Annotated in this window: 20 protein-coding genes; 8 read left to right on the forward strand and 12 right to left on the reverse strand. The window is 68.2% G+C overall.

What is annotated here, in order from left to right; genetic code table 11:
• Nucleotides 1-43 precede the first annotated feature (43 nt).
• Nucleotides 44-1,549 (forward strand): DUF6880 family protein, encoded by a 1,506-nt coding sequence (locus G3T14_RS15915; protein ID WP_163643519.1) that lies wholly within the window; start codon nucleotides 44-46, stop codon nucleotides 1,547-1,549.
• Between the two features lie 26 nt (nucleotides 1,550-1,575).
• On the opposite strand, the gene G3T14_RS15920 is transcribed toward G3T14_RS15915, so the two are convergent.
• Together G3T14_RS15920 and G3T14_RS15925 are read right to left on the reverse strand one after the other, a co-directional pair.
• Nucleotides 1,576-1,941: a DUF427 domain-containing protein gene (locus tag G3T14_RS15920; RefSeq protein WP_163643520.1), complete on the reverse strand. Its 366-nt coding sequence runs from the start codon at nucleotides 1,939-1,941 to the stop codon at nucleotides 1,576-1,578.
• Entirely contained in the window at nucleotides 1,938-2,837 is a 900-nt protein-coding gene (locus tag G3T14_RS15925; RefSeq protein WP_163643521.1) for a methyltransferase domain-containing protein, read from the reverse strand. The genes G3T14_RS15920 and G3T14_RS15925 overlap by 4 nt, the downstream gene beginning before the upstream one ends.
• 144 nt (nucleotides 2,838-2,981) lie before the next feature.
• On the opposite strand from G3T14_RS15925, the gene G3T14_RS15930 reads away from it, so the two are divergent.
• Together G3T14_RS15930 and G3T14_RS15935 are read left to right on the forward strand one after the other, a co-directional pair.
• Nucleotides 2,982-3,206, forward strand: a complete 225-nt coding sequence (locus G3T14_RS15930; protein ID WP_163643522.1) for a hypothetical protein — start codon at nucleotides 2,982-2,984, stop codon at nucleotides 3,204-3,206.
• 46 nt (nucleotides 3,207-3,252) lie between these two features.
• Nucleotides 3,253-4,017 carry a ComF family protein gene (locus G3T14_RS15935; RefSeq protein WP_163643523.1) on the forward strand — a complete coding sequence of 255 codons (765 nt, stop codon included), beginning with the start codon at nucleotides 3,253-3,255 and terminating at the stop codon, nucleotides 4,015-4,017.
• Between the two features lie 38 nt (nucleotides 4,018-4,055).
• Here the strand turns inward: G3T14_RS15935 and G3T14_RS15940 are convergent, their stop codons facing one another.
• From G3T14_RS15940 to G3T14_RS15950, 3 genes are all read right to left on the reverse strand, one after another.
• Nucleotides 4,056-5,315 carry an MFS transporter gene (locus G3T14_RS15940; RefSeq protein WP_163643524.1) on the reverse strand — a complete coding sequence of 420 codons (1,260 nt, stop codon included), beginning with the start codon at nucleotides 5,313-5,315 and terminating at the stop codon, nucleotides 4,056-4,058.
• A 277-nt stretch (nucleotides 5,316-5,592) separates the two neighbouring features.
• Nucleotides 5,593-9,348 (reverse strand): AAA family ATPase, encoded by a 3,756-nt coding sequence (locus G3T14_RS25550; RefSeq protein WP_163643525.1) that lies wholly within the window; start codon nucleotides 9,346-9,348, stop codon nucleotides 5,593-5,595.
• A 181-nt stretch (nucleotides 9,349-9,529) separates the two neighbouring features.
• Nucleotides 9,530-10,438, reverse strand: a complete 909-nt coding sequence (locus G3T14_RS15950) for an MBL fold metallo-hydrolase (protein ID WP_163643526.1) — start codon at nucleotides 10,436-10,438, stop codon at nucleotides 9,530-9,532.
• A gap of 178 nt (nucleotides 10,439-10,616) precedes the next feature.
• Here G3T14_RS15950 and G3T14_RS15955 point away from each other — a divergent pair, with 178 nt between their 5' ends.
• Complete coding sequence (locus tag G3T14_RS15955; RefSeq protein ID WP_163643527.1) at nucleotides 10,617-11,966, forward strand: histidine kinase; 1,350 nt, start codon at nucleotides 10,617-10,619, stop codon at nucleotides 11,964-11,966.
• Nucleotides 11,967-11,974: 8 nt separating this feature from the next.
• On the forward strand, nucleotides 11,975-12,619 hold the full coding sequence (locus G3T14_RS15960) for a response regulator transcription factor (RefSeq protein ID WP_163643528.1): 645 nt from the start codon (nucleotides 11,975-11,977) through the stop codon (nucleotides 12,617-12,619).
• Between the two features lie 6 nt (nucleotides 12,620-12,625).
• Here the strand turns inward: G3T14_RS15960 and G3T14_RS15965 are convergent, their stop codons facing one another.
• The 3 genes from G3T14_RS15965 to G3T14_RS15975 all read right to left on the reverse strand — a co-directional run bounded on the left by G3T14_RS15965 (nucleotide 12,626) and on the right by G3T14_RS15975 (nucleotide 17,047).
• A complete protein-coding gene (locus G3T14_RS15965) occupies nucleotides 12,626-15,376 on the reverse strand; it encodes a PAS domain S-box protein (RefSeq protein ID WP_348645282.1) in 2,751 nt (916 codons plus the stop codon).
• Nucleotides 15,377-15,549: 173 nt separating this feature from the next.
• The gene (locus G3T14_RS15970; RefSeq protein ID WP_163643530.1) at nucleotides 15,550-16,779 is read right to left on the reverse strand and encodes an exonuclease SbcCD subunit D; all 1,230 of its coding nucleotides are present in this window, start codon (nucleotides 16,777-16,779) and stop codon (nucleotides 15,550-15,552) included.
• A gap of 25 nt (nucleotides 16,780-16,804) precedes the next feature.
• Nucleotides 16,805-17,047, reverse strand: coding sequence for a hypothetical protein (locus tag G3T14_RS15975; protein WP_348645283.1), 243 nt, complete (start codon nucleotides 17,045-17,047; stop codon nucleotides 16,805-16,807).
• 288 nt (nucleotides 17,048-17,335) lie between these two features.
• Here G3T14_RS15975 and G3T14_RS15980 point away from each other — a divergent pair, with 288 nt between their 5' ends.
• A complete protein-coding gene (locus G3T14_RS15980; protein WP_163643531.1) occupies nucleotides 17,336-18,250 on the forward strand; it encodes a L,D-transpeptidase in 915 nt (304 codons plus the stop codon).
• 169 nt (nucleotides 18,251-18,419) lie between these two features.
• A complete protein-coding gene (gene zwf, locus G3T14_RS15985; protein ID WP_163643532.1) occupies nucleotides 18,420-19,937 on the forward strand; it encodes a glucose-6-phosphate dehydrogenase in 1,518 nt (505 codons plus the stop codon).
• On the opposite strand, the gene G3T14_RS15990 is transcribed toward zwf, so the two are convergent.
• From G3T14_RS15990 to G3T14_RS16000, 3 genes are all read right to left on the reverse strand, one after another.
• Entirely contained in the window at nucleotides 19,917-20,738 is an 822-nt protein-coding gene (locus G3T14_RS15990; RefSeq protein WP_163643533.1) for a restriction endonuclease, read from the reverse strand. The genes zwf and G3T14_RS15990 overlap by 21 nt on opposite strands.
• Nucleotides 20,739-21,229: 491 nt before the next feature.
• Nucleotides 21,230-21,721 (reverse strand): MucR family transcriptional regulator, encoded by a 492-nt coding sequence (locus G3T14_RS15995; protein ID WP_163643543.1) that lies wholly within the window; start codon nucleotides 21,719-21,721, stop codon nucleotides 21,230-21,232.
• Nucleotides 21,722-22,120: 399 nt separating this feature from the next.
• Nucleotides 22,121-22,831: a class II aldolase/adducin family protein gene (locus G3T14_RS16000; protein ID WP_163643534.1), complete on the reverse strand. Its 711-nt coding sequence runs from the start codon at nucleotides 22,829-22,831 to the stop codon at nucleotides 22,121-22,123.
• Between the two features lie 157 nt (nucleotides 22,832-22,988).
• Here G3T14_RS16000 and G3T14_RS16005 point away from each other — a divergent pair, with 157 nt between their 5' ends.
• Nucleotides 22,989-25,634 carry a bifunctional acetate--CoA ligase family protein/GNAT family N-acetyltransferase gene (locus tag G3T14_RS16005; RefSeq protein ID WP_163643535.1) on the forward strand — a complete coding sequence of 882 codons (2,646 nt, stop codon included), beginning with the start codon at nucleotides 22,989-22,991 and terminating at the stop codon, nucleotides 25,632-25,634.
• 3 nt (nucleotides 25,635-25,637) lie between these two features.
• Here G3T14_RS16005 and G3T14_RS16010 read toward each other — a convergent pair.
• A partial coding sequence (locus tag G3T14_RS16010; protein ID WP_348645284.1) for a TOPRIM nucleotidyl transferase/hydrolase domain-containing protein occupies nucleotides 25,638-26,398 on the reverse strand: 761 nt, incomplete at its 5' end.

A 26,398-nucleotide genomic window follows, 5' to 3' on the forward strand; every position in this document is an offset into this window, starting at 1 on the left:
TTGCGCTGCGCCACCTTCGTCGTCTGAGCAGAGGGAGGTGAAGATGGCGCGTAAGGCGTCCGCGACAGGGCAGGCAAAAGCGGCGCCCGTGCAGAAGCCGAAGCGCACCGCACGCAAGACAGCACCGAGCCCGGAGACGCTGACCGAACTCGGCCTCGACCGGCTGATCGCCCTGGTGCTCGACGAGACCGGGCGCAACCCGTCCTTCAAGAAACTGGTGACGGCGGCATTGGCCGGGCTCCAGGGGCCAGAGGCCGTGGCGGCCCTGATCGACCGGCGCTTGACGGCTCTGGAGCGGGCTCGCGGGTACATCGACTGGCAGAAGCGGCGCGCCTTCGCCGCCGACCTCGATGCCACCGTCTCGACCATCATCGCCGAGCTCGCGCCCCGCGATGCGCAGGCCGGCCTCGACCGGCTGCTGCGCTTCCTCATCGGCGCCGATACCGTCCTGGAGCGGGTCGACGATTCGAGCGGGCAGATCCACGGCGTCTACGAGCGCGCAGCCGGCGCGGCAGCAGAGATCGCCCGTGGCCTCGCCGGCCCGGACGCAACCCGCTTTGCCATGCGCCTCGTCCCGCACCTCGACACCGACGGGGTCGGCCTGTTCGAGGATCTGTTGCATGGGCTCGTCACCATCCTGCCGGAGGCGGCGCTCAGCCCACTCGATGCGCTGCTGGCGCAGACGGTGCCGCCCGCGCCGCCATCCACGGCCAGGACCGAGGCCGCCTGGAGCGTCAATCTTACCCGCACGCGCCTGGTGCGCATGCGGCAGGCAATCGCCGACCGGCGCGGCGACATCGATGCATTCATCCGCATGGAGCAGGACGTGGCGGCGAACCGCCCGAACCGCATCGCCATCGCCGAGCGCCTGCTGGCGGCGGGCCGCGCCGCGGAGGCGCTCGATTGGATCCGCCGGCCTCAGGCGCGTGGCCTCGTCGTCGTCACCCGCGAGCAGCTCCTGACCGGACAGTTCGACCCGGAGGCACCCGACCGAGCCCGCCTTCTCCTGGAAATTCGCATCCTCGACGCCCTGGGCCAGATGCAAGCGGCGCAGGATCTGCGCTGGGGACATTTCGAGAAGACGTTGGACGGCGAAATCCTCAAGGGATACGTCGCCAAGCTGCCCGATTTCGAGGACGACGAGGCCCTGGAGCGCGCGTTCGACCATGCTGCGGCGCAGAGCGACCCCTACCGGGCGCTGCACTTCTTCACCCATTGGCCGAACCCGGACCGGGCGGCACGCCTGGTGATGGCGCGGCGCGAGGCCCTGGACGGCGGGCGCTACGAGATCCTGGTTCCAGCCGCCGAGGCGCTGGAGCACAACCATCCGCAGGCGGCGAGCCTGCTCTACCGCAAACTCATCGACGACATGCTGGAGCGAGGCCGTTCGGCGGCCTATGGCCACGGTGCCCGGCATCTGGCCAGCCTCGACGCCCTCGCCGACAGAATCGCCACCGGAAGCCTCGACCCGGAGCCGGCCGCCTACCGCGAGTGCCTGCGCAAGGCCCACGGCCGGAAGTCGGCCTTCTGGTCGCAGGTCAAGCCCTAACGAGGGTTGCGGAATCGCCGCAGTGGTCAGGCGGCGATCACTTCGATCGCGTCGACCCGGTCGGGATAGAACGCGAGGTGGTCCTTGATCGCGGCAACCGCCGAATACGGGTCCTCGTAGCTCCAGACCGCATCCGGCCGGGCCACCGCACCGACGGTGAGGCCGAAATAGCTGGCGTCGCCCTTGTAGGGGCAATGGGTGCTACGCGCGCTCTTCGCGAAAAGGTCCCAGCGTGCATCGGCGCGCGGGATATAGAATACCGGCGGATAGGACGCCTCGGTGAGGACCAGGGCGGCGTCGGTTTCGGCGATGGTGACGCCGGCCAACCGCACGCGCACGCGGCCGGCGCTCTTGACGATGGTGATCGGGTGATCGGGGCCGGGCTGTTTCATGTGCGTGTTCCCGTGGGGTTGCGTTCGGTGGTGCCCAAAGCATCGGCGAGGCGGGTCTTGGCGCTGCCGGGCTTCAACGGTGTCTGCTGGCTCGCATGCGGCGCCCAGCCCGAAAGCCAGAGAATCTCGAAGGTCGCGCGCAGGCGCCCATCCGAATCGGCGAAGCGCTCGGCATAGAGCGCCATGGCACGCATCAGCGTGGCGCGGCGCAGGGGCGTCCGGCGGCGCTCGGTCAGCACGTTGGTCAGGCCCATGGCGCGCAGATCCCGCATCAGGGCGAAGGGGTCCGCGTAGCGCACGGTGAGGGTCTCGACATCGGTCACCGGCAGGGCGAAACCCGCGCGCTGGAGCAGGCTGCCCATCTCACGGACTTCGGCGAAGGGCGCCACGCGCGGGCTCACCCCGCCCTCGACCTCGCTCTCGGCCTGCCCGAAGACCTGGCGCAACTCGGTGAGCGTGCGGCCGCCGAGGAGGCAGCCGACGAACAAGCCATCGGGCCGCAAGGTGCGGCGCAGCTGCGCCAGGGCGCCCGGCAGATCGTTGACGTGCTGGAGCGCCAGCAAAGACACCGCGAGATCGAAGAGAGCGGGCGCAAGCGGCAGCACCTCCGGATCCGCGACCACATCCGCCATCCCGGCCTTCGCGCCGGCCTCTGCCAGGGGGGCGAGGCGCAGCACCGTGTCCACCCGGCCGCTCGCGAGCAGCCTTAGCGCCGCTGCCGGCGTCGGCGTACCGAGATCGAGCGCGCGGAGAAAATGGCGCAGCACCGCACCGAGCCGGTCGTCGAGGTCGTCGACCACGCGGGCCAACAGGAAATCGGCATAACCGGCCCGCCGCGCCCGGGCGAGGCGGAGGCGGGCGAGCGCCGTATCGAACAGGGGCGGAGGCGTCGTCATCGCTATTCTAGATGGCGCACGGCAGGGCATTGCGCCAGCGCCCGTCACGATCACGTCACCTCGTCGAGCCGTGCGGGAACGCTACGGACACCTTCGCGGTTACGGCCCCACGAATCACGATCGAAATTCCGGGAGACTCACGTCATGAAGCGCATTTTGTTCGGTGCAGCGATGACCCTCACGGCGCTCGCCGCCACCACCGGGGCCGAGGCCAAGGGCTGTATCAAGGGCGCCATCGTCGGCGGTCTGGCCGGTCACGTGGCAGGCCATGGCGTGCTCGGTGCGGCAGCGGGCTGCGCCGTCGGTCGCCATCAGGCGAACAAGAAGGACCGCGAGCAGAACCAGGCGCCGGCGCCCGTCTCGCGCTGAGGCAAAACCGGTCGCCTCGCGACCGGACGGACGGTAAGCTCGCTGGATGGCTCCGCCTACCCGAATCATCGTCAAGGGTGTTCGATCCATCTGGTCGGGCGCCCTTGCTCTCGTTTATCCGCCGACCTGCCCGGGTTGCGGTGGCGCCACCGCCGACGCGCATGCCCTGTGCCCGGCGTGCTGGTCTCAGCTCAAGCTGATCGAACGGCCCTACTGCCAGCGCTTGGGGACGCCTTTCGGCGTCGACCACGGGACGGGACCGCTGATCTCGCCGCGTGCCATCGCGGAACCGCCGGTTTTCGGACGGGCGCGCGCCGTTGCGCTCTACGACGGCACCGCCCGCGATCTCGTCCACCGGCTGAAATACGACGACAGGCTCGATCTCTCCGGCGTGCTCACGCGGATGATGGCCTCGGCGGGAGCGGAACTGCTGTCCGACACCGACTGCCTCGTCCCGATCCCTCTGCACTACTTCCGGCTCTGGCGACGGCGTTTCAACCAGGCCGCGCTGTTGGCCAACGGCGTCGGGGCCATCGCAAAGGTCCCGTGCGATCCAGGCCTGCTCGCCCGCGTCAAGGCGACCCGCTCGCAGGTCGGCCTCAGCCGTCCGGCGCGGGCCGCCAACCTTCAGGGCGCGTTCCGGGTGCGCGACGCGGCCCGGCCCCGTCTCCAAGGCCGCCGCATCCTCCTCGTCGACGACGTGATGACCACGGGGGCGACGGCCAATGCCGCCGCGCGGGTTCTGCTGCGCGCCGGCGCTCGGTCCGTGGATGTCCTGACCTTCGCCGTCGTCGCCAACGAGGGCGCTTGAGACAGGAGCCGGGGACCCGTTCGGGCCCCCGAGCTTGGTCAGATCGTCGCCGGGTCGAGGCGACCGGCGGCGGCGCTCTGCGACGACGGCGCCGCATCGAGCACCTTCCCACGCGGACCGACCCAGGAGCCGACCCACTTGCGCTGCCACAGCAGCAGGCACCCGAGGACGATCGCGGCGAAGACGGCATAGCCGACGAAGCCAATGGCGAAGGAGCCGGTATACTGCTTCGACAGGCCCATGACGTTCGGCAGGATCGCGCCGCCGAGAGCACCAATCTCACCGATCATCGACCCGGCGATCGCCGTGTTGGCCGGCCAACGCAGCGGAACCAGCTGGAACAGCGCGCCATTGCCCGCACCCAAAGCCGCAAAGCACAGCATGAACAGCAGGGTGGTGACAACGAGCGACGGCGTCGTGGTGAGCAGGAGGAACGCGCCGACGGCAGCTATCAGCACCACGGACAGAACCATGATGCCGCCGAGACGGTCGGCAAAGTAACCACCGACCACGCGGATACCGGACCCCATCAGAGCGGCCAGCATGGTGAGGCGACCGGCCTCGATCTTGGTGACGGCGAACTGCTCGTAGAAGAAGGTCGGCAGGAAATTCGACAGGCCGATGAAGCCGCCGAACGTGATGATGTAGATCAGGTTGAACGCCCAGCCGTCCTTCTCGAACAGGCAGGACACGTGCTCCTTGAAGGACTGGTGCTCGGCATCCGGCGGCTCCTTGGCGAGGAAGATCATCACCAGGAGGGGGATCGCCATGACGCAGCCGGCAAAGCCGTACACCGTCTGCCAGCCGTAAGCCTGGGCCAGCGGCGGCGCGAAGAGAACCGCGAGCACGGTGCCCGAGTTGCCGGCGCCGGCAATACCCATGGCAAGGCCCTTGTGCTCCTTGGGGAACCAGCCCGAGCCGAGCGACAAGGCCACACCGAAAGAGGCGCCGGCGATACCCAGCAGCACGCCCATGGCGAGCACTTCGTCGTAGGTGTTCACGTAGAAGAAACCGAACGCCATCGCGAGCATGATGATGCTCATTTCGGTGATGGCGGCGTTCTTACGGCCGATATACTGCGACAGCACACCGAGCGGAAAGCGCATGATCGCGCCGGCCAGGATCGGCAGCGAAATCATGAACCCGGTCTGCGCCGGGGAGAGCTTGTAGGTTTCGGTGATGAACGGACCCATGGCGCCGTTGAGCACCCAGATCGCGAAGCAGAAATCGAAGTAGAGAAAGGCGGCGAACAGGGTCGGTGGGTGACCGGATTTCATCACGGTCTTGAAGCTGGCCATAGGCGTCTCGTCTCTAGGTTTGCGGTCAAGACGCTGCTGCGCCGCCCGCTCATGCCAAGGGATCCGGACTTGCGCCGTCCGCCTGCGGGGCGCCGTTGACCCGCTCGCCGCCCGCAGGGCTGCGGAGGAGCGCAATGCACCGACTGTGCCAGACCCGACCGGTGACGCGTGGCGGTGCGGGAGCGCCGATCAGGCCCGTCGTGGGGCACAGACATGATGCTGCGCGTGGCAGAGATGCCCAACGAATGGGCGCAAGACAAAACCCGGGCAATCCGGGTCAGGCCGGCGACCCGGCCCCATCGATCACCCGCACGACGCTGCGGCCGTTGCCGCGCTTCTCCACCCTCACCTGTACGGCGATACGCTCGATCATCGCCGCCACGTGGGTGATGACGCCGACTTTGCGGCCGCGCCCCTGAAGGGTTTCGAGGGCATCCACGGCGAGATCCAGGGTCTCGGCATCGAGCGAGCCGAACCCCTCGTCGATGAACAGCGTATCGACGAAGGAGTCCCGCCCCTCCAGGCCCGACAGCGCGAGGGCGAGGGCGAGGGAGACGAGGAAGCGCTCGCCGCCCGAGAGGCTACGGGTGGCCCGCAATTCGTCGCCCATGTCGCGGTCGAGGACATGCAGGGCGAGGTCTGCGGTCTGGCTCCGGGCCAGCCGATAGCGCGGGCTCAAGGCTTCGAGCTGCTCGTTGGCGAGATGGACGAGGTGCTCCAGGGTCACTCCTTGGGCAAAGCTCCTGAACTTGCTGCCATTGGCCGAGCCGACAGCGTCGTTCACTGCGTCCCAGGTCGCGAAATCCGCCTGCGCGGCAGCGATCTCGTCGCAGAGGCCGGCAGCCTGGAGACGCGCGGCATCGTCCCGCGCGATCTCCGAGGCGATGCCGCCGAGGCGCTGCTGCCAACCCGAGATTTGATCGGACAGGATCGACGCGGTGGCTTCGACCTCCGCCCTGTCGATCTCGGGTGCGTCTCGGGCGAGCGTTTCGAGATCGGCCCGGCGGGTGGCGAGGGCGGTCTCGGCCGTCGCCACCGCGCGCGTCAAGTCGCCGACACGGGTCCGCAGGGCCTGGGTGATCTCGGGCGCTATCGCCAGCAGGGTCATGACGGCCTCGGGCGGGCGCGCGCCGCAAGCCTCCACGAAGGCGGTCTGTGCGGCGGCGTGGCGGACCGCACCGCGCGCGTCGCGCGCCGCAGCACCCTCGGCGCCGGCCTGGGCTGCGGCGCGGGCGGCAGCCGCGTCCGATCGCGCGGAATCGGCAGCCTTGAGGGCCTCGCGAGCCGCTCGGCGACTGTCGTTGATGCGCGTGCGGTGGATCGCCGTCGCTTCGCCGCCGAGCAAGGTTGCGCGTTCAGAGCGAAGGTCTGCGAGTTCCGCGAGGCGCGCGCCAGCCTCGGCACGGGCGGCAACCGCAGACGCCTCGGCGCCGGCCGCCGTTGCGCTGATACCGGCCCGTTGCGTCGTCAAATCCTGGAGCGCGGCACAGAGCGTCCGGTGCGTCTCCCGCAAAGCGGCGTACGCTGTGCCCAGCGCCTTGGCACGGGCGGCAGCGGCGCCGGCATCCCGATCGAGGTCCGCCGCCGCGAGGTCGGCCGCGCTGAGATAGGGAGCGGCCTCGCGCGCCAGTGACGCGAGGCGTTCCTCGAGACCGTTCGCGCGGGTCGCCTCACGCTCGGCGCGGATCTGCGCTTCACGACCAGTGTCGCGACCCGCGCGCACCGTCCGCTCGGCCGCTTCAATGGCGGTGCTCGCAGCTTCGATGGCGCGCGCCCGAACCGCGATATCGTCGCGCAAACGCCGGGCGCCATCGCGGGCAGTGGTTACCTCGGCGCGGGTGGCCTGCACCACGGCATCGAGCCCGACGATGGCTTCTCCGGTTCCCGGGCCGAGGAACGCGGGAACATCCGCATCGATTCCCGCAGCCAACCGGCTCTCCACTAGGTGGGGGCGCAGGCCCGCATAGGCCTCGGCGGCCTCGGCGCATGCCGTCCGCGCGGCCCGGGCCCAGCGCTCGGCGGCGGCGAAGCGCTCGCTCTCGGCGGCCATCGTCGCACCGGCCGCGGCGCGAGCCTCCGTGGCCGCGCGGATCTCGCGGTCGAGACCATCGCGACGCGACCGGATGGCCTCCGCGACGGCGGCAAGGCGATCGTCGCCATCCCGGCGCGGATGGTCGACCGCGCCACAGACCGGGCAGGCTTCGCCCGGTACGAGGAGGCTGCGCAGATGCGCCGCCTGATCCGAGGCGCTCACCTCGGCAAGGTCGGCCAGGGCCGCGATCTCCCGACGAGCCGCCTCGGCCAACGTCTGCGCCTGGGTCGCGGCGATACCGGCAGCCTCGGCGGTCGCGCGCCCGGCGCCGGCCTCGGCACCGATGCGCTCCGCCTCGGCCAGAGCCGCCACACCCTGGTCATGGCGGCCCGACTGGATGGCGGCCCGTGCGGCGATCTCGCGAAGCTGCCCGAGGGCGTCGGCGCGGACCTGCATCGTCGGTTCATCGAGATCGGCGAGCGTCCGCGCGTGCGCCTCACGCTCTTCGACGCTGCGATTTCGGGCCGCGCGGGCCTCGCCGATGCGCACCTCCTCGGCGGCGGCGATCGCGGTACCCTTGGCCGCTTCTTCGCGAGCCTGCGTGGAGGCGGACCGGGCGGCGGCGTGCGCGGCCCTGAGTTCGGCATGCTTGGCGAACAGGGTTCCGATCTCGTCGGCACGATCAGCCAGCACGGCGTGGCGCGCATCTGCCTCCAGTTGCCGCGCCGTCTTCGCTTGCGCGTCCTGGGCTGCTGCGAACCGTCGCTCCCGGTCGTCGCGCTCGGCACCGGCCGCCGCAAGGGCTGCCTCGGCGGCCTGCGCGGAAAGCTCCCATCGCCCGGCCTCGGTGGATGCCATCTCGATCCGGCTGTCGAGCCGGGCCGCCTCGGTCCAGATCGGACCGAAGGCCTTAAACCGCGTCTCCTCCGCCTCGTCGCGGGCATGGGCCTGCGCATGGGCACCTGCGGCGTGATCGGATGCGGCCTCGGCGGCGGCGAGACGAGCCTGAGCCTCGCTCAGGGCCGTGGCAGCCTCCTGCCGCTCACGCATTGCCGTGGCGACCTCGTCGGCGAGGCGACGCAGGGGCTCCACGGCGTCGTGTTCGGCAAGCCTGTCCGCCTCGGGCCGGGACGCCGCGGTCGCCGCCTGTGCAGCCGCCACACGCGTCTCGGCGGCTTCGACCTGCTGACGGGCGGCCGCAAGGCGCGTCGCGTGGTCGATCTGCCCGCGCAACGCGCGGTGCTCGGCGCCGAGGCGCTCCACCTCGGCGAGAACCGCGCCACGCTCGGCGAGGATCGCGTCGCGGACCGGCGCGTCGAGGAGCCCCACCGCGTCGCGGCGCGTCTCCAGGAGTTTCAGGCCGGCGCGGTGCGCCTCGGTGCCGGCATGGACCCGTTTCGAAATCTCGGAATAGACGCCCGTGCCGGTGATCTTCTCCAGAAGCTCAGCCCGCTCGCCATCGGCGGCGAGCAGGAAGGCGTCGAATTCGCCCTGTGCCAGCAGGACGGTGCGCCGGAACTGGTCGAAGGTCAGATCGGTCAGCCGCTCGACCGCCGAGGCGACCAGGGTCTTGCCGGCCTCGACGGGACTGCCGTCATCGAGGCGATGCAGGCTGCGCCGATCGTTTTGGAGCCGCCCGTCCGCCTTGCCGCGCGCGCGGATCGTCTCCCAGCGCACACGGTAGGGCACACCGTCCTGACCGAGGAAATCGACCTCGGCGAATCCCTGCGCCGCGCCGCGCCGCAGGATCGCACGGCCGTCATTGGAACTGACGGTCTCGCCGCTCGGATCGGGCGTATCCTCGCGCCGGCCGGCGGCGACGCGCGGATAGCGCCCGTAGAGGGCCAGACACAGGGCGTCGAGGATCGTCGACTTTCCGGCCCCGGTCTCGCCGGTGATAGCGAAGATGCCGGTGGCGCCGATCGGCCCGGCGGCGAGGTCGACGGCAAAAGGAGCCGCGAGGCTGGCGAGATTCTCGCCGCGGATCGCGAGGATACGCACGTGTCACACCCTGGGCTGAACGGCGCCGCCAGTCTGGACGCAGCGACGCGTCTGAAACGTCATGAAGTCGGGTGGACCGGGCTCGGTTGAGGAAAACGCGACCACGCGAAAACATAGAGCCGTTTTCGTAGGCACGGAAGCGGCTCGGACCCACAGCCACGCAGCGACCCGCCCGCGCCGCCTACGACACCAGTGCATAACCCTGCCCGCGCCGCGCGATCCGGCCATGGGTCGCGAGGTGCATGCCGGCCACCGTCAGGCCCTCGACGACGGCCCGGTCGAAGATGCGGCGGCGCGTCGCCTCGGCCTGCGCCCCGTCCATGTCCCAGATCACGGTCCATTCGGGGTGGGGCAGTTGGAGGATGCGCGCATGGAGAACATCGCCCCAGATCAGCAAGCGCTCCCCTGCATCCTCGATCAGGACACCGGCATGCCCCGGCGTGTGGCCGGGCAGCGGCACGGCGGTGATTCCAGCAGTCAGTTCGGCCGCACCCGAAACCTGCCGGACCCGGCCCTTGTAGGCAGCGAGCACCGCCAGCGCCGTATCGAAGAAGGCACCCATCTCGGCCGGTGCCCGGGAACGGGAGCCTGGATCGCTCCAATAGGCGACCTCCGCCGCCTGGACGACGAGTTCGGCCCGGGCAAAGCGCGCCCGGCCGTCGGCATCGAGGAGACCGCCGGCATGGTCGGCGTGGAGATGGGTCAGCCAGATGGTCTCGATCCCGGCGAGATGGATGCCTCCGGCCACCAGCGCCGCTGGCACCTTGCCGAGGTCGGGTCCGAGAACACCGCCGCAGCCGGCATCGAGAAGCCAGAGGCGCTCACCCCTTCGGACGAGGAAGGCGTTGACCGGCTCGGGAGAAGGCCCCGCCGGCGGAAGTCCGGCCTCCCGCAGCAGCGCACGCCCGGCCTCGCTGTCCGCTCCGGGGATCATTCGGGGTTCGAGCGGAAATAGCCCGTCGCGAACCGGCTCGACGGTGAAGGCGCCGACGCGAAGGGTCGTCGCGACCGTGCCCTGTGCGAAGGCAGGCCCGATCAGCGGTAGGGCTGCGGCCGCGACAAAGCTGCGGCGGGACAGGCCGTGAGACATGGAGGCGTTTCCTTCAGGGCGACGGGGTGCAATCCTTCTCCGTGGGGCGCGGCGTTGCCAGGGATGACAGCCCGCGATTCGCCGGGTGTTTTTCCCGAGCGCGGCCCGGGCCCCTTGCCAAGCGACATCCTCCCGATGCCACCTTCCCCCGCCGCGGATGTCGAAGGGATGCCGAACCATGAGCCTGTTCGCCCACCTGGCCTGGCGCTTCGTCGCGGCGGTCATGGTGTGCCTCGCCGGCACGGCCCTGTGGGTCATGTACGATACGGGCGCCGGCCTGCGGGCCGAGGCGCAAGTGTCGGCCGAGCGCGTCGCGCAACAGATGGACCGCCAGCCCGGTCTCGGTAGCGCCCATGGCTCCCAGGCTCTGGCGGCGCCCGATTGGCACCCGGCCCCGACGATCCTGACGATCCTTCCGGGCATCTGCGTCGCGATCACCGTCGGAACCGAGGCGCCGTACCGGTTGTGCAGCGGATGGGACGGCCTCGGACGCACGGCGCCCAGTTGGTTCCGCACCCTGTTCGACAGGATGGTCGATCCCTCGTCACCGATCGCGCGACCGATGATCTACCGCGAAAAGCCCATCGGCCGGGTCGAGGCGTGGCCGGAGGCCGATGCCGCCGCGGCCCGGGCGTGGCGACAGGTCGGCATCGTTTCGATGACGGCCGCCGGGATGGCCGCTGCGATCGGTCTCCTCGCCGCGCTGGCGACACTCCACCTGCTCGGTCCCGTCGGGATCATCGTGCGGGGTTTCCAATCGCTGGAGGCCGGCGACCCGGCACCGCGCCTGCCGCCCTTCGCGACGCGGGAATTCGACCGGATCGCCGCCGCCTTCCATGCGATGACCGAGCGGCTCGCCCGCGGCCAGACCGAGCGGGCCGCCCTCACCCTGCGGCTGTTCCAGGCGCAGGAGGACGAGCGGCGACGGCTCGCCCGCGACCTGCACGACGCGTTCGGGCAATGCCTCACCGCCGCCGGTGCGCTCGCCGAGGCGATCGAGGCCGATGCACCGTCCGACCGGCCGGATGTCGCCGAGGATGCGCGCGCCATCGCACAGATCACCGCGAGCATGACCCAGACGCTTCGTGGCGCGTTGGCGCGCCTCGAACCGCCAGACCTCGAAGACCTCGGATTCGAAGGCAGCCTGCGCGCCCTGATCGCCGGTTGGCGCACGCATCGGCGTTCAGCCGCCGCCTTCCACCTCGATATGTCGGGCGATTGGGAGGGCATTCCGCCGCCTGCTGCCCTCGCCCTGTATCGGATCGCTCAGGAGTTTCTCACCAACGCCATGCGGCACGGCCGCCCCACCCGAATTTTCGTCCGGGTTTCGCGGGACGCCGGACACGGCCGGTCGGTGACACTCGTGGTCGACGACGATGGCGGCGGCGATCCGGCAAGCCTGCGCGACACCCCCGGACGTGGCTTGCTCGGCATTCGCGAGCGGCTCGCGGCCCTGGGCGGTAGCCTGTGCGTGGCGGGGTCGGGCAGCGGGATACGCGCCTGCGCCGTCGTCCCCACCGGCGCGTGAGCGGCGCAATGGACGTGCGTATCCTCCTGGTCGACGATCATCCGGTGGTCCGGGAGGGGTATCGCCGCCTGCTCGAGCGCCAATCCCGTTACCGCGTCGTCGCGGAGGCCGCGGATGCCGGCGAGGCCTACCGGCTCTATCAGGTACATGCCCCCGATCTCGTCGTCATGGACGTGGCACTGCCGGGGGCGAGCGGGATCGAGGCGGCCCGCCATATCCGCCAGCGCGACCGCGACGCGCGCATCCTCATGGTGAGCATGCGCGGGCACGCGGCCCTGGCGCTGACGGCGTTCGAGGCGGGCGCCAGCGGCTATGTCACCAAGGGCAGCCCGCCGCGCGAACTCCTCACGGCGGTGGAGACGGTGATGCGCGGCGGCCGGGCGATGAGCACGGACATCGCCCACGCCCTCGCCGATGCGCACATCGCCGATGGCCGGTCAGCCGTGGAGGGGCTGGGCCCCCGAGAGATCGAGATTCTGACCCTCACCGCACGGGGTCTCACCGTCGGCGCGATCGCCGACGCCCTCTGCGTCAGTCCCAAGACCGTCCAGAACAACCAGTCGCTGATCAAGGCCAGGCTCAGCGCACGCACCGACGCCCATCTGGTGTGGATCGCAGTGGGCGCGGGTCTCGTCTCGGCGGCGGACGGCTGACAGCGCCTATCCGTCCGCCTGGAATGCGGCCAGGGGCGCAGTGATGGCGCAGGTGACGCCGGTGGCCGGATAAGCGAGCGCGATGACGCCGCCGACCTGGCCCGCGAGTCCGCGCTCGATGAAGCGTGTCCCGAAGCCCTTCCGGGCGGGCGGGATCACCGGCGGCCCGCCGCTCTCGGTCCATGAGAACGCGAGCTGCGGCTCTTCCGCTCCGGTCACGACCTCCCAGCAGATCAGGACAGTACCGGTTTCCTGCGAGAGGGCGCCGTACTTGGCGGCATTGGTGGCCAATTCGTGCAGCATCAGCGCCAGAGACAGGGCGGGCTTGGCGCCGATCTCGATGTCCGGCCCTTCGAGGCGGAAGCGCCCGGGCCGGTCCTCGTGCAGCTTCAACGCTCCGCGCACCACCGGGCCGACGAGGGTGCTGCCCAGGGCACCGCCCATCAGCAGGTCGTGCGCCTGCCCCAGTGCGATCAGGCGCCCGGCCAGAACTTCCTTGGCGGTATCGACATCGGCGGCCGAGCGCATGGTCTGCGTCGCGATGGATTGCACCATCGCCAGCAGGTTCTTCATCCGGTGGCTGAGTTCGCGGTTGAGCAGTTCCTGCGCTTCTTCCGCGCGCAATCGCGCCAGTGCGGCGCGGGTCCGGTCGACGACGTTACGGACGAACCTAATGATGTCCGGTGTCCACGCGCGCGGCCGGCAATCATGCAGGCAGAACACCGCCACGAGGCGGCCCCGCTCCATCAACGGGATGTTCAGCAGGGTACGGACATCGAGTGCCAGTAATGCGGACGGATCGGCCAGGGTCCGCGGATCGGTCTCCACGTCGGCGATGATCACGTCATGTCCCTTCTGGAGGTCCGGGAGGTACGAGCCGTAATCGGAGAAGCGGTGCCGGCCGGCGATGGTGACGACGCTGGGTACGGTCCAGTCGCGCGCGATATCGAGATGCTCCTGCGATGGGTCGATGGACCCGTAGGCGGCCCGGATCAGCCCGAGGGTACGTCCGGCGATCTCGGCCGCGACGAAGACGATCTCGGCGGCGTTCTGCAATTCGCGCAGGCGATCGCCGAGTTCGACGAGTGCGGACTGCCGCTCCTCGGCGCGCTTGCGCTCGGTGATGTCCACGGACGCTCCGGGAAAACGCACCGGACTATGGTGGCTGTCGCGGACGAGACGCCCTCGGGCGATGAGCCAGCGGTAGGAACCGTCGGGCTGGACGATGCGATACTCGCAGGCGAATTCGTCGGCTCCGGCGAACAGGCGGCCGAGCTCGGCTTGGAAGACCGGCATGTCGTCGGGGTGGAAGTTGCGGGTGTATTCGCTCAGCGGTGCGCCCTGGGCCGCCCGCTCCGGATCGACGCTGTAGATGCGCGCGAAGTTCGCGTCGGCGTAGACGAGATTCTCCTTGAGATCCCAGTCCCAGGTGCCGATCATGCCGGACGCGTTCAATGCCAGCGACAGCCGCTCCTCGCTGCGCCGCAGGCGTGCGCCGGCGGCCTTGCGCTCGGTAACGTCGGCGATGGTGAGAACCGCGCCCTGCACCACCCCGTTCTCGATGATCGGGGCGTTCGAGGTCACCACGTCGATGGGCCTACCGTCGCGGCGGAAGAACACGGCTTCGCGTTCCCGCAGCGGCTCTCCCGACTGGAGCGCGCGCACGACCTCGCACTCCTCGGCCGGGAACGGACTGCCATCGGGATGGTGGTGATGGGCGGTGGCGTGCAGGTTGCGCCCGATCAGGCTGCCGGCCGGCCAGCCGAGCATCGCTTCGGCGGCCGGATTGGCGAAGGTGACTCGATCGTCGGTGGAGAGCTGGAACACCGCTTCGCTGAGATGATCGGTGACGGTCTGGAGCAGGGCCGTCTGCTGCCGAAGGGACTCGTCGGCGCGCCTTTGCGCGGTGCGGTCGCGCAGGATCTTGAGATAGCCGACATGCGCGCCATCCTCGGCCTTGAGCGGCATCATCTCGCCCATGGCCCAGAACCGCGTTCCGTCCTTGCGCTGGTGCCAGCGCTCGTCGTTCGCCCGTCCCATCTCGCGCGCGAGTCGCATCTCGCGCTCGGGCATCTCGGCAGCCCTGTCCTCCCCGACGAAGAAGACGTCCGCCGGCTGGCCCAGCATCTCCGCCTCCGACCAGCCGAGGATGCGATAGGCGCCCACGTTCCAGGTGGTGACGCGCCCCTGCAGATCCATGGCGACGATGCCGTAATCGATGGCGCTCTCCAGGATGGCGGCGTTGCGAAGGTCGCTCGCCCGGCGCTCGCGTAAGGCGCGTCGCAGGTCGAGCTGGGTCATCACCTGTCGCCCGAGGGTGCGCAGCACGAAGGCCTGTTCCGGGGTGAAGTCGCGCGGGCGCGTGTCGAGCACGCACAGGGTGCCGAGCGCGACGCCCTCGGGCGTGAGCAGCGGCATGCCGGCGTAGAAGCGCACGTGCGGCGCTCCGGTGACGAGGGGATTGTCGGCCGTGCGTGGGTCACGAGTGGTATCGGGGATCACGAACACGTCGTTCTGGCGCACCGCATGGGCGCAGATCGAGGAGGTGAGCGGGGTCTCGCGCCGTCCGAACCCGGTCTCGGCCTTGAACCATTGACGGTCGCCGTCGATCAGCGAGATCAACGAGACCGGCATGCCCATCGCCATCGAGGCAAGCTGGACGATGTCGTCGAAGACCCGCTCGGCCGATGTGTCGATGATGTCATAGCGAGCGAGTGCCTCGCGGCGCCGCTCGGTCTCGTCGCCGGCTGTACTCACTCGAACCTCCGGCAGCGAACTCTCCGGCGAGGCACAATCGCGAGAGCCATGTGCGCGCGGAAAATCGGCAGCACGCCGCCGCATCTGTACAATCGAACGGGGGATTTTCCTATGTGCGTTCGGCATCGACGGACAGGCACTGCCCCCGGCCCCGGACCGGCGGGCCCGCACATCTACGTCACCTCGGCGCGGGCGCGGTGGAACACCTCCAGATGGACGGGCTCCGGCGGGGTGCCCCGCGCCCGCTGGAAGGCGAGACGGAAGAGGTCCTCCGGGTCGCGCTCGGCGAGGCGCACGTGGACGAGGGCCGCGATCGCGGAGTCCACCTGAGGCGCCGGAGCCACCCGCACGTCGACGACACGCACGGGAAAGCCATCGGCGATCCGGTCGACCTCGGCGCGGTAGCCCGGTCCGAGGCCCTCCCGGGCGAGGCGAATCTGGATGAAAGGCCGCGCCTCCAGCGGCGAGTTGGGGTCGAGCCCGAGAGCGTGGAGGCGATCACCGAGTTCCGACAGGGGCATGTCGCCAGAGGCCGGCAGACGCAGGAACGGAACGGGCCGGCCCACCGGGATGTGCTCGATACGGGGCTCGCCGTCGCCCAGGGTGACGAGCGTGACGCCATGCGCGTAGGGCTGTTCGGCCGCCGAGAGCGGGATCAGCGAACCGCTGTAGCGCACATGATCGTGCGCGATTTTCTGCGCCTTGTGGAGATGGCCGAGTGCGACGTAGTTCGCACATTGCGGAAAGACGTCGGCTGGCACCGCGTGCTCGCCGCCGACCAGGATGCGCCGCTCCGCGCCTTCGGATTCGAGGCCACCGGCCACATGCAGGTGCCCGGTGGCTACCAGCGGCAGCCCGGCGAGATGTGGTTGGGCGGCCTCGGCCAGTTGTTCGTAGAGACTGCGCACCGCCCGCACGATGGGTGAGCCGGCGCCCTCGGTCATTTTCTGGAGCGGCGGCAGGCAGGCAGCGGTGGGATACGACACCGCGAGCACCTGGGCGGCGACCTCGCCCTTCACCCGCAGCGGCACGAGGTGGCGGGCGATGTCGATGGCCCCGTCCCGCCGCCGGATATTGCCGATGACATGGACGCCGATGGCGTCGAGCAACGGCCGGGGCGCTTCCAGCCGACCGGCGGCATCGTGGTTGCCGGCGGTGATCACGATGGTCATGTCCGGCCGCGCCCGGTGCAACCGGACCAGAAGATCATAGAACAGACGCTGCGCTTCGCCCGACGGGTTCTGGCTGTCGAAGACATCGCCGGCCACCACGAGGGCATCGACTTCCTGCTCGGCGACGATCGCCACGAGCCTGGCGAAGACCGCGCCGTGCTCTGCGGTGCGGGCGTATCCGCGCAGAGTCTGCCCGATATGCCAGTCGCCGGTATGCAGGATGCGGATCACGCGGCCTCGCTCCTCCGGTGCGCGCTCAGCGGCAGACCGTGACGGTCTTGACCACCCAGCCCTCACCGTCCTGCCACAGCTTACGCCGGATGTGGCTGCAATTCGCCGGCTCGGATTCGCCTGAGGTCCATGTGGTGGCCGGCCGCTCGGGCGGTGTCGGTGTCGCAGGCCGTCCAGCGGCGGACGCCCCGATGGGGATCGCGCCGAGCAGGATGGCCGCGGCCGCGATGCGGGCCGCGTGAAAACGGGGATGCTGGATGACCGGCACGGGTCGCGATCCATCGGATGAGGGGAAGCCGAAGCGGCTGCTCGCTCTATGTCGGGGTGCCGCAGGTTTTTGCAATCGCCACGGGAGGCTCACCCCCAGTATCCCCGATGATTTTACGCCATCATGGTGAAACCGCGTATTCATCACGTCGCCGATCAGATCGCGAAGTCACGGCCTCGTGTCGTGATGCAATGCTGATAAGCTTACGCCACGGCGTGACGCGGAGGCGAGGTCTTGCTAGTTCCCAGCCCAGCTTCATCCTTCGTCAGACCACTTTCGAGCGCTCCCATGTCAGAAACCACCCGCCGCACACTGCTTACCGGAGCGACGACGAGCCTCGCGCTGCTCTCGCCGATCGGCGCCGCCCTCGCGCAAGGGCGCGGGCCGTTCGACGATGGGATCGACGGCGACAGGCCCTTCGACGACGAGCGGCTCTACCGCGACGAGGATGGCCGGCTCTACCGTCGCCGGGGCGGACGCTACGAGCCCTACGCCGAGCGCACGAATGCGCCGCGCGGCCGGCGCGACGTCCAGGCCCCTTACGAAGACTCGTTCGAGGACCCCTACGCTCCCCGACAGGTCCCACCGGCCTCGCCGGCACAGGGCACGCAGGCCACAGCCAGGCCGGTGGATAACGGCCCGATCGACTACGCCCGCGCTTACGCGGCGATCACCGATGAGCCCTTCCCGGTGAACGCGGTCAACTGGAAGAAGACCAATCCGGCATTCCTGCGCCAGGAGATCGCCTATACCGGACGGGAGGCGCCCGGTACCATCGTGATCGACCCGCGCGCCCACCAGCTGACCCTGGTGCTGCCCAACGGCCGAGCGCGCCGCTACGGCGTCGGCGTCGGCAAGCAGGGCTTTTCCTGGTCGGGAGCCTCGACCGTGAACTCGAAGCAGATGTGGCCGGATTGGTATCCCCCGAAGGAGATGATCGCCCGGACACCGAAGCTCGCGCGCTCGGTCTCGCAGCTCCAGAGCGGGCTTGGTGTTCCGGGCGGCTCGCGCAATCCGCTCGGCGCACGCGCCCACTACCTCTGGCAGGACAACAAGGACACGCTCTATCGCATCCACGGCACGCTCGAGCCAGATTCCATCGGCAAGAGCGTGTCCTCGGGCTGCATCCGCATGATCAACCAGGACGTGATCGACCTCTACGGCCGGGTCGAGATCGGGTCGAAGGTGGTGGTGCTCGGCTGAACGCACCGACCCCTGGCGGGGGTCGGAAGCCGAGACGGGGTCGCGACGCTCCCGACGACGTGAGCGGTCGCACACCTGAGATCGCCGTCGGGGCGGAACGTGCTGCACTGCGGTCGGTTGACTTGCGATTCCGCGGCGAGCCCCGCGGAGCCGAGACCCGGAGCCACCGATGGACAAGACCGACGCCCGCCCGACACCGCCATCGGTCCAGGTGGATCCGGCGCCTCCCTGCACCCTCGTGATCTTCGGGGCGTCCGGCGACCTGACGAAACGGCTGCTGATGCCGGCGCTCTACAATCTGTCGGGCGGCAAGCTCCTGGCGGACGGATTCAAGATCATCGGCGTCGACCACAACGACAACACCGACGACGGCTGGCGTGACGACCTCACCAAGACGATGCAGTCCTTCACCACGGACCACACCTCGGAATTCCACCCCACGCATATCGACGAGACCGTCTGGGGATTCGTGCGGGACCGCCTGACCTTTCGGAAGGGCGATTTTTCGGAACCGGCGACCTTCCGCGATCTGGCCGGCGCCCTGTCCGGCGACGTCGTTTTCTACCTTGCCGTCTCTGCACGCTTCTTCGGACCCATCGTCGAGCAACTCGGGGGCGCCGGGCTCCTGAAGGAAGAGAGCGGCGCCTTCCGCCGCGTCGTCATCGAAAAGCCGTTCGGCAGCGACCTCGCCTCCGCAAAAGCCTTGAACGCGAAACTCCTGGCGCAGGGCAACGAGGGGCAGTTCTTCCGCATCGATCACTTCCTCGGCAAGGAAACCGTGCAGAGCATCCTGGCGATCCGCTTCGCCAACGGCATGCTGGAGCCGGTCTGGCGCTGCAAGCACGTCGACCATATCGAGATCACCGCGGCCGAGACCATCGGGGTGGAGGCACGCGGTGCCTTCTACGAGCCCACGGGCGCCCTGCGCGACATGGTGCCCAATCACCTGTTCCAGCTCCTCTGCATGGTCGCCATGGAGGCGCCCGACACCCTCGATGCCGAGGCGATCCGCGATGCCAAGGCCCGGCTCGTCGAAGCGGTCCGGCCGGTGCCTCCTGCGGACGCGGTACGTGGCCAATACGCGGCCGGCATAGAACACGGAAAGCCGGTGGTCGGCTACCGGGACGAGCCGAACGTCGCCAAGGATTCGCAGACCGAGACCTACGTCGCTTTGAAGCTCACCATCGACACGCCGCGCTGGGACGGCGTGCCGTTCTATCTGCGCACCGGCAAATGCATGACCGATCGGGTCACCGAGATCGCCGTGCATTTCAAGCCGCCGGCGCGTTCGCCGTTCCGGACGGCCCAGGAGCCGGAGATCGAGCCCGATATCTTGCGCCTGCGCATCGATCCCGAGCAGGGGATGAGCGTCGCCATAAACGTCAAGCGTCCCGGGCCGCAGATGCATCTCGGCCGCGTTACCGCGACGTTCGATTACGGCGACTTCTTTCGAGAGACGCAGAGCGTCGGCTACGAGACCTTGCTGTACGATTGCATGATCGGAGACGCGACGCTGTTTCAGCGCGCCGACAGTATCGAGGGAGCCTGGGCCGCCGTCGAGCCTTTGCTCCGGGCTTGGCGCGATGCACCGGTCGAGATGTATGCCGCCGGCAGCGACGGCCCGTCCGGGGCCGATGCGCTTCTGGCGCGCGACGGCCGCGCCTGGCTACCGCTCGGCGAGGGGTGACACCGTCGTGCGTCGGGAGGCCTTGCTCTTGTTGGGCCCGCCTTTGCCCGTCTGACGCATCGGCTGGAGATCGACCAGGTCGTCGTGGTGCAGAAGCATGACGCCCGTCGCCGCCGCGAGTTTGCGGGCGGCCGGGGTAAAGCCGGCATTCGACACGACGACCGCCATGTCGGCCGACCAGTACCGCAAGGCGGCGGCGATCTCCTGAACCGCCGCGTTGCCGACCGGCTTGCCGTAGCGCTTGCATTGCACCACGAGGCGCACCCCCGCGTGTTCGGCGACGATATCGGCGCCCTGGTCACCGCTGGCCTGGGTCGCCCGTGCGGTCCAGCCGGCCTCGCGGAGCCGCGCCGCGCAGTATCGCTCGTAGGCGATGCCGTCTTCCGGAACGTCGGTCTCGTCCGGCAGCCGCACGGAAGCGGCGACGCCCTCGATGATCGCCAGAATGTCGTCCCACGACGCCTCCGCCGCCGCGCTTTGGCCGCGGGCCTCCAACTGGGGGAGAAGGGTCCGCTCGGCGAAGTAGGCCCGCTCGCGCACCCAGGAATCGTCGATCAGGTTGCCATAGGCGTCGACGAAACATTCCTGTCGCCGCCGCAGGGCGAGCGTGTGGGCGTGACGCCGCGTGAGGCGACGGATCAGCCCCCGGACGCGACGCGGCCGGTCGAGCCGATGTAGCAGCACGAGGCACAGTGCGAACGCCGTTGCGACCAGGGCGGCCGGACCGAACCAGAATGCGAACGCACCCCCGATCACTGCCGTCCAGAACAGGCGCGCCACGAGGCCGGATCGACCCGACATGTCGTTTCCATCGAAGGCCGCGCCACGACCAACGAGGCCGCAAGGTCGCGAAGGACTGGCCGAACAAATTGGCACGCCAGCCTTGCGCGATCTCTAACGCCGCATCGAGACCGACACCGATGCGATCGCCGCGAACGAGATTTCGACGTCTGCTCCAGACATGCGCACAGACAGCGATCAGTGCAGAGAAAGAGCCACAGGGCTTGATCGCCGGCATCCGGCCGTAATACGCACGATAATTTCAGCTTTAAACTTGATACACGGCCAAATACGTCTTGAAGTTAATATTTATTTTCTTAAAAAATAAATATTTTATTATAGACATAGATGGAAAAATCGTTCTGACCGCCGCCAAAGCCTTTTTTTTGGCATGGCGGCCGCCCAATCTCGGCATCCCATAGGCTGTGGACAACGAAGTTCCTGGCTCTCGTCGCCGACCCGGTCGTGGAGCCCTCCGCGAGGATTGGCCCCATCGACCGGGTGAGCGAAGATCAGGCTTCGTTCGCGACGCGAGGTCGGCGTCCCCGCGGAGCCGCCAGCTTGACCTCGACGACCTGCGCTGCCGTTGCGGACTTCCGGCGCTGCTGGCCGAGGCCCATGTTCTTGGCGAGCTCCGAGCGCGCCGCAGCGTAGTTCGGCGCGACCATCGGATAATCGCTCGGCAGGTTCCACTTGGCGCGATACTGATCGGGAGTCATGTCATAGCGCGTCCGCAGGTGGCGCTTGAGCGACTTGAACTTCTTTCCGTCTTCGAGGCAGACGATGTGATCAGGCGTGATCGAACGCTTGATCGAGACAGCCGGAGTCTGAGGCTCGACCTTTTCGGCCGGGTTGGTATGCCTCAACTGACCGAGCGTGGCGTGGACCGATCCGATGAGCGCCGGGAGCTCGCCGGCGGGAACCGAATTGTTGCTCACGAACGCGGATACGATCTCCACCGCGAGCGTGATGTTGTCCGACAATAACTCCCCTTCGACATTCATTCCCGTTCCCCTCATTTCTCTGAAAATTAGATTGCGCACCACAGGCCTGAAAGGCTTGAGGCGTCACCAACGGAGCAGAACGTTCGGCTGGTGACTTTAACGCTACTATGACCTTGCAATTCGGAGTGCAAGAGGCACGGAACACTTTCAGCATAATAAGACCGACTTACTATCCTTGCTTATGATAGGCAAAATATACTGAAAAACCTCTCATTATTTGCTGATAAAGATCTTTTACAGATCATATGAACCAATTTTTTGGCATTCCAGGCCGTCATTGCGATCCTGAGTGAAAACCGATGCTTGCTTTGGACTGATTAATCTCATTCCCGTGCAGCATCACTTGCTCGCAGGACGAGCGTGGTTCGCACCTGATCAAACGCCCGGATTTGTCCGGTCTCAGGTATCGTCCGACCGGCATTCACGATCGATACTTGTGGTGATTGCGGTGTCGGAGCGCGATCGAAGACCGTAGGACTTGAATCGCTCGACGATGCGCAACACTTCGTCGTCGGGCAGAACGACCGGAGCGCCGACCTGCAGGGCCACGGCGTATTGGTGGCACAGGGCCTCCATCTCCACCGCGAGCCACAGCGCTTTCGCGAGGTCGGGGCCGGTGGCGATCATGCCGTGGTTGGCGAGCAGGCAGCCGGTGCGGCCCTCCAGAGCTTCGAGCGCATAGTGCGACAGGGCCTCGGTGCCATAGGGCGCGTAGGGCGCGCACCGGATCGTCGGGCCACCCGCCGCGGCGATCATGTAGTGGACCGCCGGGATTTCACGCCCGCACAGGGCGAATGCCGTGCAATAGGTCGGATGGGCATGGACCACGGCGCCGATTTCCGGACGCGTGTCGAGGATGTCCCGGTGAAAGCGCCATTCGGACGAAGGCGCCAGCGGATGGTCGAAGGTGCCATCGCGGTCCATGAAGACGATGTCGTCGTTCCGCAGGCTTTCGGCAGGAATGCCCGAGGGCGTGATCAGCAGGCCGCTGCCCCACCGGACCGAGATGTTACCGGAGGTCCCCTGGCTCAGGCCCAGAGCGATCAGGTCGCGCATGGCGGCGACGATGGCGGAGCGGATTGTCGCTTCAGGGGAGTTGGGGGCAGGCATGGGGTTCTCCGGGCTTCCGCACTACATCGCTGTCGCAGGTCTTCTATACCAACACCCTGCATCGTCCCCGGCGGAAGACTGATCCATTCGGGCTCAGTCCGCGCCGAACCGACAGCGACAGTTCCACGAGATTTTTTATGGAAGGGCGGCCCGTAGCATGAGTACGTACCGCTTCGAGGCGCTGGTCGCTCCCCGATCCATCGCTTTACTGGGGCTCGATGGACCGGGCGGCGTACTCGGCCGCGCCGTCCATGCGAATCTGCGGCGGGCCGGCTTTCCGGGAGCGATCTGGCAAGTCGGCGCCGGGATCGAGGGACCTTCCTGTGTCGCGTCGCTGGCCGAGGTGCCGGAGGCGCCCGATCTGGTGATCCTGGCCCTGCCGGCGAAGGCGGTTCCCGATGCGGTCCGGGCGGCGGGCCTCAAGGGGGCCGCTGCGGCGGTGGTTCTCACACCCGACATGCCCCCCGAGCTATGCGAAGCGGCGCGCGGCGCGGCGCGCGACTGCTCGCTGCGGCTGCTCGGCCCTGGCAGCATCGGCCTGTCGGTTCCGGGCATGCACCTCGATGCCAGCCTGCTCGCACGGGCGCCGAAGGCCGGCGACCTCGCCCTGGTCTCGCAATCCGGCACCGTGGCGGCGGGCATCGTCGAATGGGCCGCCCGGCGCGACGTCGGGTTCTCGGCGGTGCTCTCCCTCGGTATCGCCTGCGACATCGATGTGGCCGACTGCCTCGACCATTTCGCCGCCGATCTCCACACCCGCGCGATCCTGCTCTCCCTCAATGTCATCGGCGATGCGCGCAAGTTCATGTCCGCCGCGCGCGCTGCGGCGCGCGCCAAGCCGGTGGTGGTTTTGCGCGCCGGGCGCCACCACACGCCGACCCGCCACAGCGTCACCCATACGGGCGCCCTGGCCCGTCCGGATTCGGTCTACGAGGCGGCGTTCCGCCGGGCGGGCCTGCTCAGCGTCGACAGTCTCGACGCGATGTTCTCGGCGGTGGAGACCCTTGGCCGGCAGCGCCCCTTCCCCGGCCATCGCCTCGCGATCCTCGGAAACGGGCGCGGCATCGGCGCGCTCGCCGCCGACCGTCTGGCCGAACGCGGCGGGACGCTGGCGGCGGCGGGCGCCCTCGGCAACCCGGTTGATCTCGGCATCGAGGCCGGCCCGGCCGAGTACGAGGCGGCGCTCACCCCCCTGCTCGCCGACCCGGCCAACGACGCGGTGCTGGCGATCCACGTCCCCACCGCCTGCTCGGACGGCCCCGACGTCGCCGCCGCCATCGCCGCCACGGTGGGACGGGCCCGGCGCGCGGGTGGGCGCAAGAAACCGGTCTTCGCGGTGACGATCGGCGACGATGCCGAGACCGCGACGAGTCTGGCCAATGCCGGAATCCCGCGCTTCCCCACCGATTCCGACGCCGTCGAAGGGTTCCTGCATCTCGTGCGCTACCGCGAGGCGCAGGACGACCTGATGCGCACCCCGGCCTCCCTGCCGCGCGAGTTCTCGCCCGATGTCGCCGCCGCCCGCGCCATCGTGGCGAGCGCCCTCGACGCGGGCCAGACCTGGCTCGACCCAGTGGCGGTGTCGGACCTGCTCGCCGCCTACCGCATCGACAGCGTGCCGCTGACGCTGGCCCCCGACATCGACGCGGCGGCCACCGCCGCCTGGAGCATCATCGCCGGGGGCCGCGCGGTGGCGCTGAAGGTGGTCTCCCCCGACATCGTCCACAAATCGGATGTGGGCGGGGTACGGCTCGATCTCACCAGCGAGGCCGACGTGCGGGCCGCCGCCGCCGACATCCTCCAGCGCGCCCGCCGGCTGCGGCCCGAGGCGCGGATCACCGGATTCGCGGTCCAGCCGATGATCCGGCGCGGCAAGCAGCGCGAGCTGATCGCGGGTCTGGCCGAAGACCCGACCTTCGGCCCCGTGGTGGTGTTCGGCCGCGGTGGCACCGCCGTGGAGGTCATCGACGACCGCGCCCTCGGCCTGCCGCCGCTGGATCTTCGGCTCGCCTCCGAACTCATCGACCGCACCCGCGTCTCCCGCCGCCTCGCCGCCTATCGCGACGTGCCGGCGGTGGACCGGCACGCGGTGGCCCTGGTGCTGGTGAAGCTCGCCCAGCTCGCCGCCGATTGCCCCGAGGTGCGCGAACTCGACATCAATCCGCTGCTCGCCGACGAGACCGGCGCGCTTGCCCTCGACGCCCGCGTGATGGTGGCGCCGGAGACCGCCCCCGCCGGACGGCGGGCCGGCGGGGCCTATCACCCGCGCTTTGCGATCCGGCCCTATCCGGTGGAGTGGGAGCGCAGCCTCATCCTGCGCGGCAAGGCCGTCACCGTGCGCCCGGTGCGGCCCGAGGACGAGGCCCTGTTCCTCACCTTCTTCCAGAGCGTGAGCGCCGAAGACCTGCGCCTGCGCTTCTTCGCCCCCGTGCGCGACTTCAACCACACCTTCCTGGCAAAGCTCACCCAGCTCGACTACGCCCGCGCCATCGCCTTCGTAGCCATCGACGCCGAGACCGGCCTGATGCTCGGCGCCGTCCGCCTCCACGCCGACGCCAACCACGAGAGCGGCGAATACGCCATCCTCATCCGCGGCGACCGCAAGGGCACCGGCCTCGGCCATGCGCTCATGCGTCTGATGATCGACTGGGCCAAGGTCGAGGGAATTTCGCGGGTGGAGGGGACGGTGCTGCGGGAGAACCGCCCGATGCTGGCGGTGTGCAAGCAATTGGGGTTCACCACGCGGCCTGATTTGGAGGATGGCGGCGTGGTGAAGGTGGCATTAGAAATTTTAAATCAATAAATTTCACATTTCGCAAATTTTATTAACAATATCATCAACAGTTTTCGCTCGGGCTCCATTCTTACTGGCTTCTAATAACACGCTCGTCATTGCGGCAGGGATCTTTAACACATCTTTTTGCCTTATTATTCCATACGTATCGCGCGCCTTATTTATCAAATCCTCGAAGAGAATATCACCAATTTCTAATTTTAGAGTATGCTCAATATTATATTCGAAACACGCAAATTTGTTACTTACTATAGTTTTTGCATCGAATATATTTTCTGGATTACAACCTGAGAGCAATTGTAATGCATGATTCGCTCGCAAATCTTCAATCCCGCCCTTCGTATTCCTATCACAGTCCCAGATCAAATATGTCGGGATTGAAAACTCCTGGAATATAGAAGCTGGCCGATCCAGGCTATTTTTCCCATCAGCGACAAGAACCGCTATTCCTTTTGCTTCGAAATCAATCCCATTCAAGCGAGCTGCCGCAATTAGTGCAGCTTTGTCGCTCTTCCCTTCAACGAGAACGACAGTATCAGCAAAAAATCCCTCTGCAATTTCAGAATCAATAATATGAAGGCGAGCCCGCAAACCTTCTGGAGAGTATGTTCCTACAGCAATACCGTAAGCGTTCTCTAGTTTGCGTGAAATGGCGGCAAGTGAGGATGACGTCAAAGTGCACTCCTTGTGCGGCTGAGCTTCCGTCCTCTGGCGGCGAGCTGAGCATCTATCAGTTTGAACCCTTGTCGTTGACGGCCTGACTCCGCCTGTGA

The organism is Methylobacterium sp. BTF04 (genome assembly GCF_010692745.1).
Taxonomy (GTDB): domain Bacteria; phylum Pseudomonadota; class Alphaproteobacteria; order Rhizobiales; family Beijerinckiaceae; genus Methylobacterium.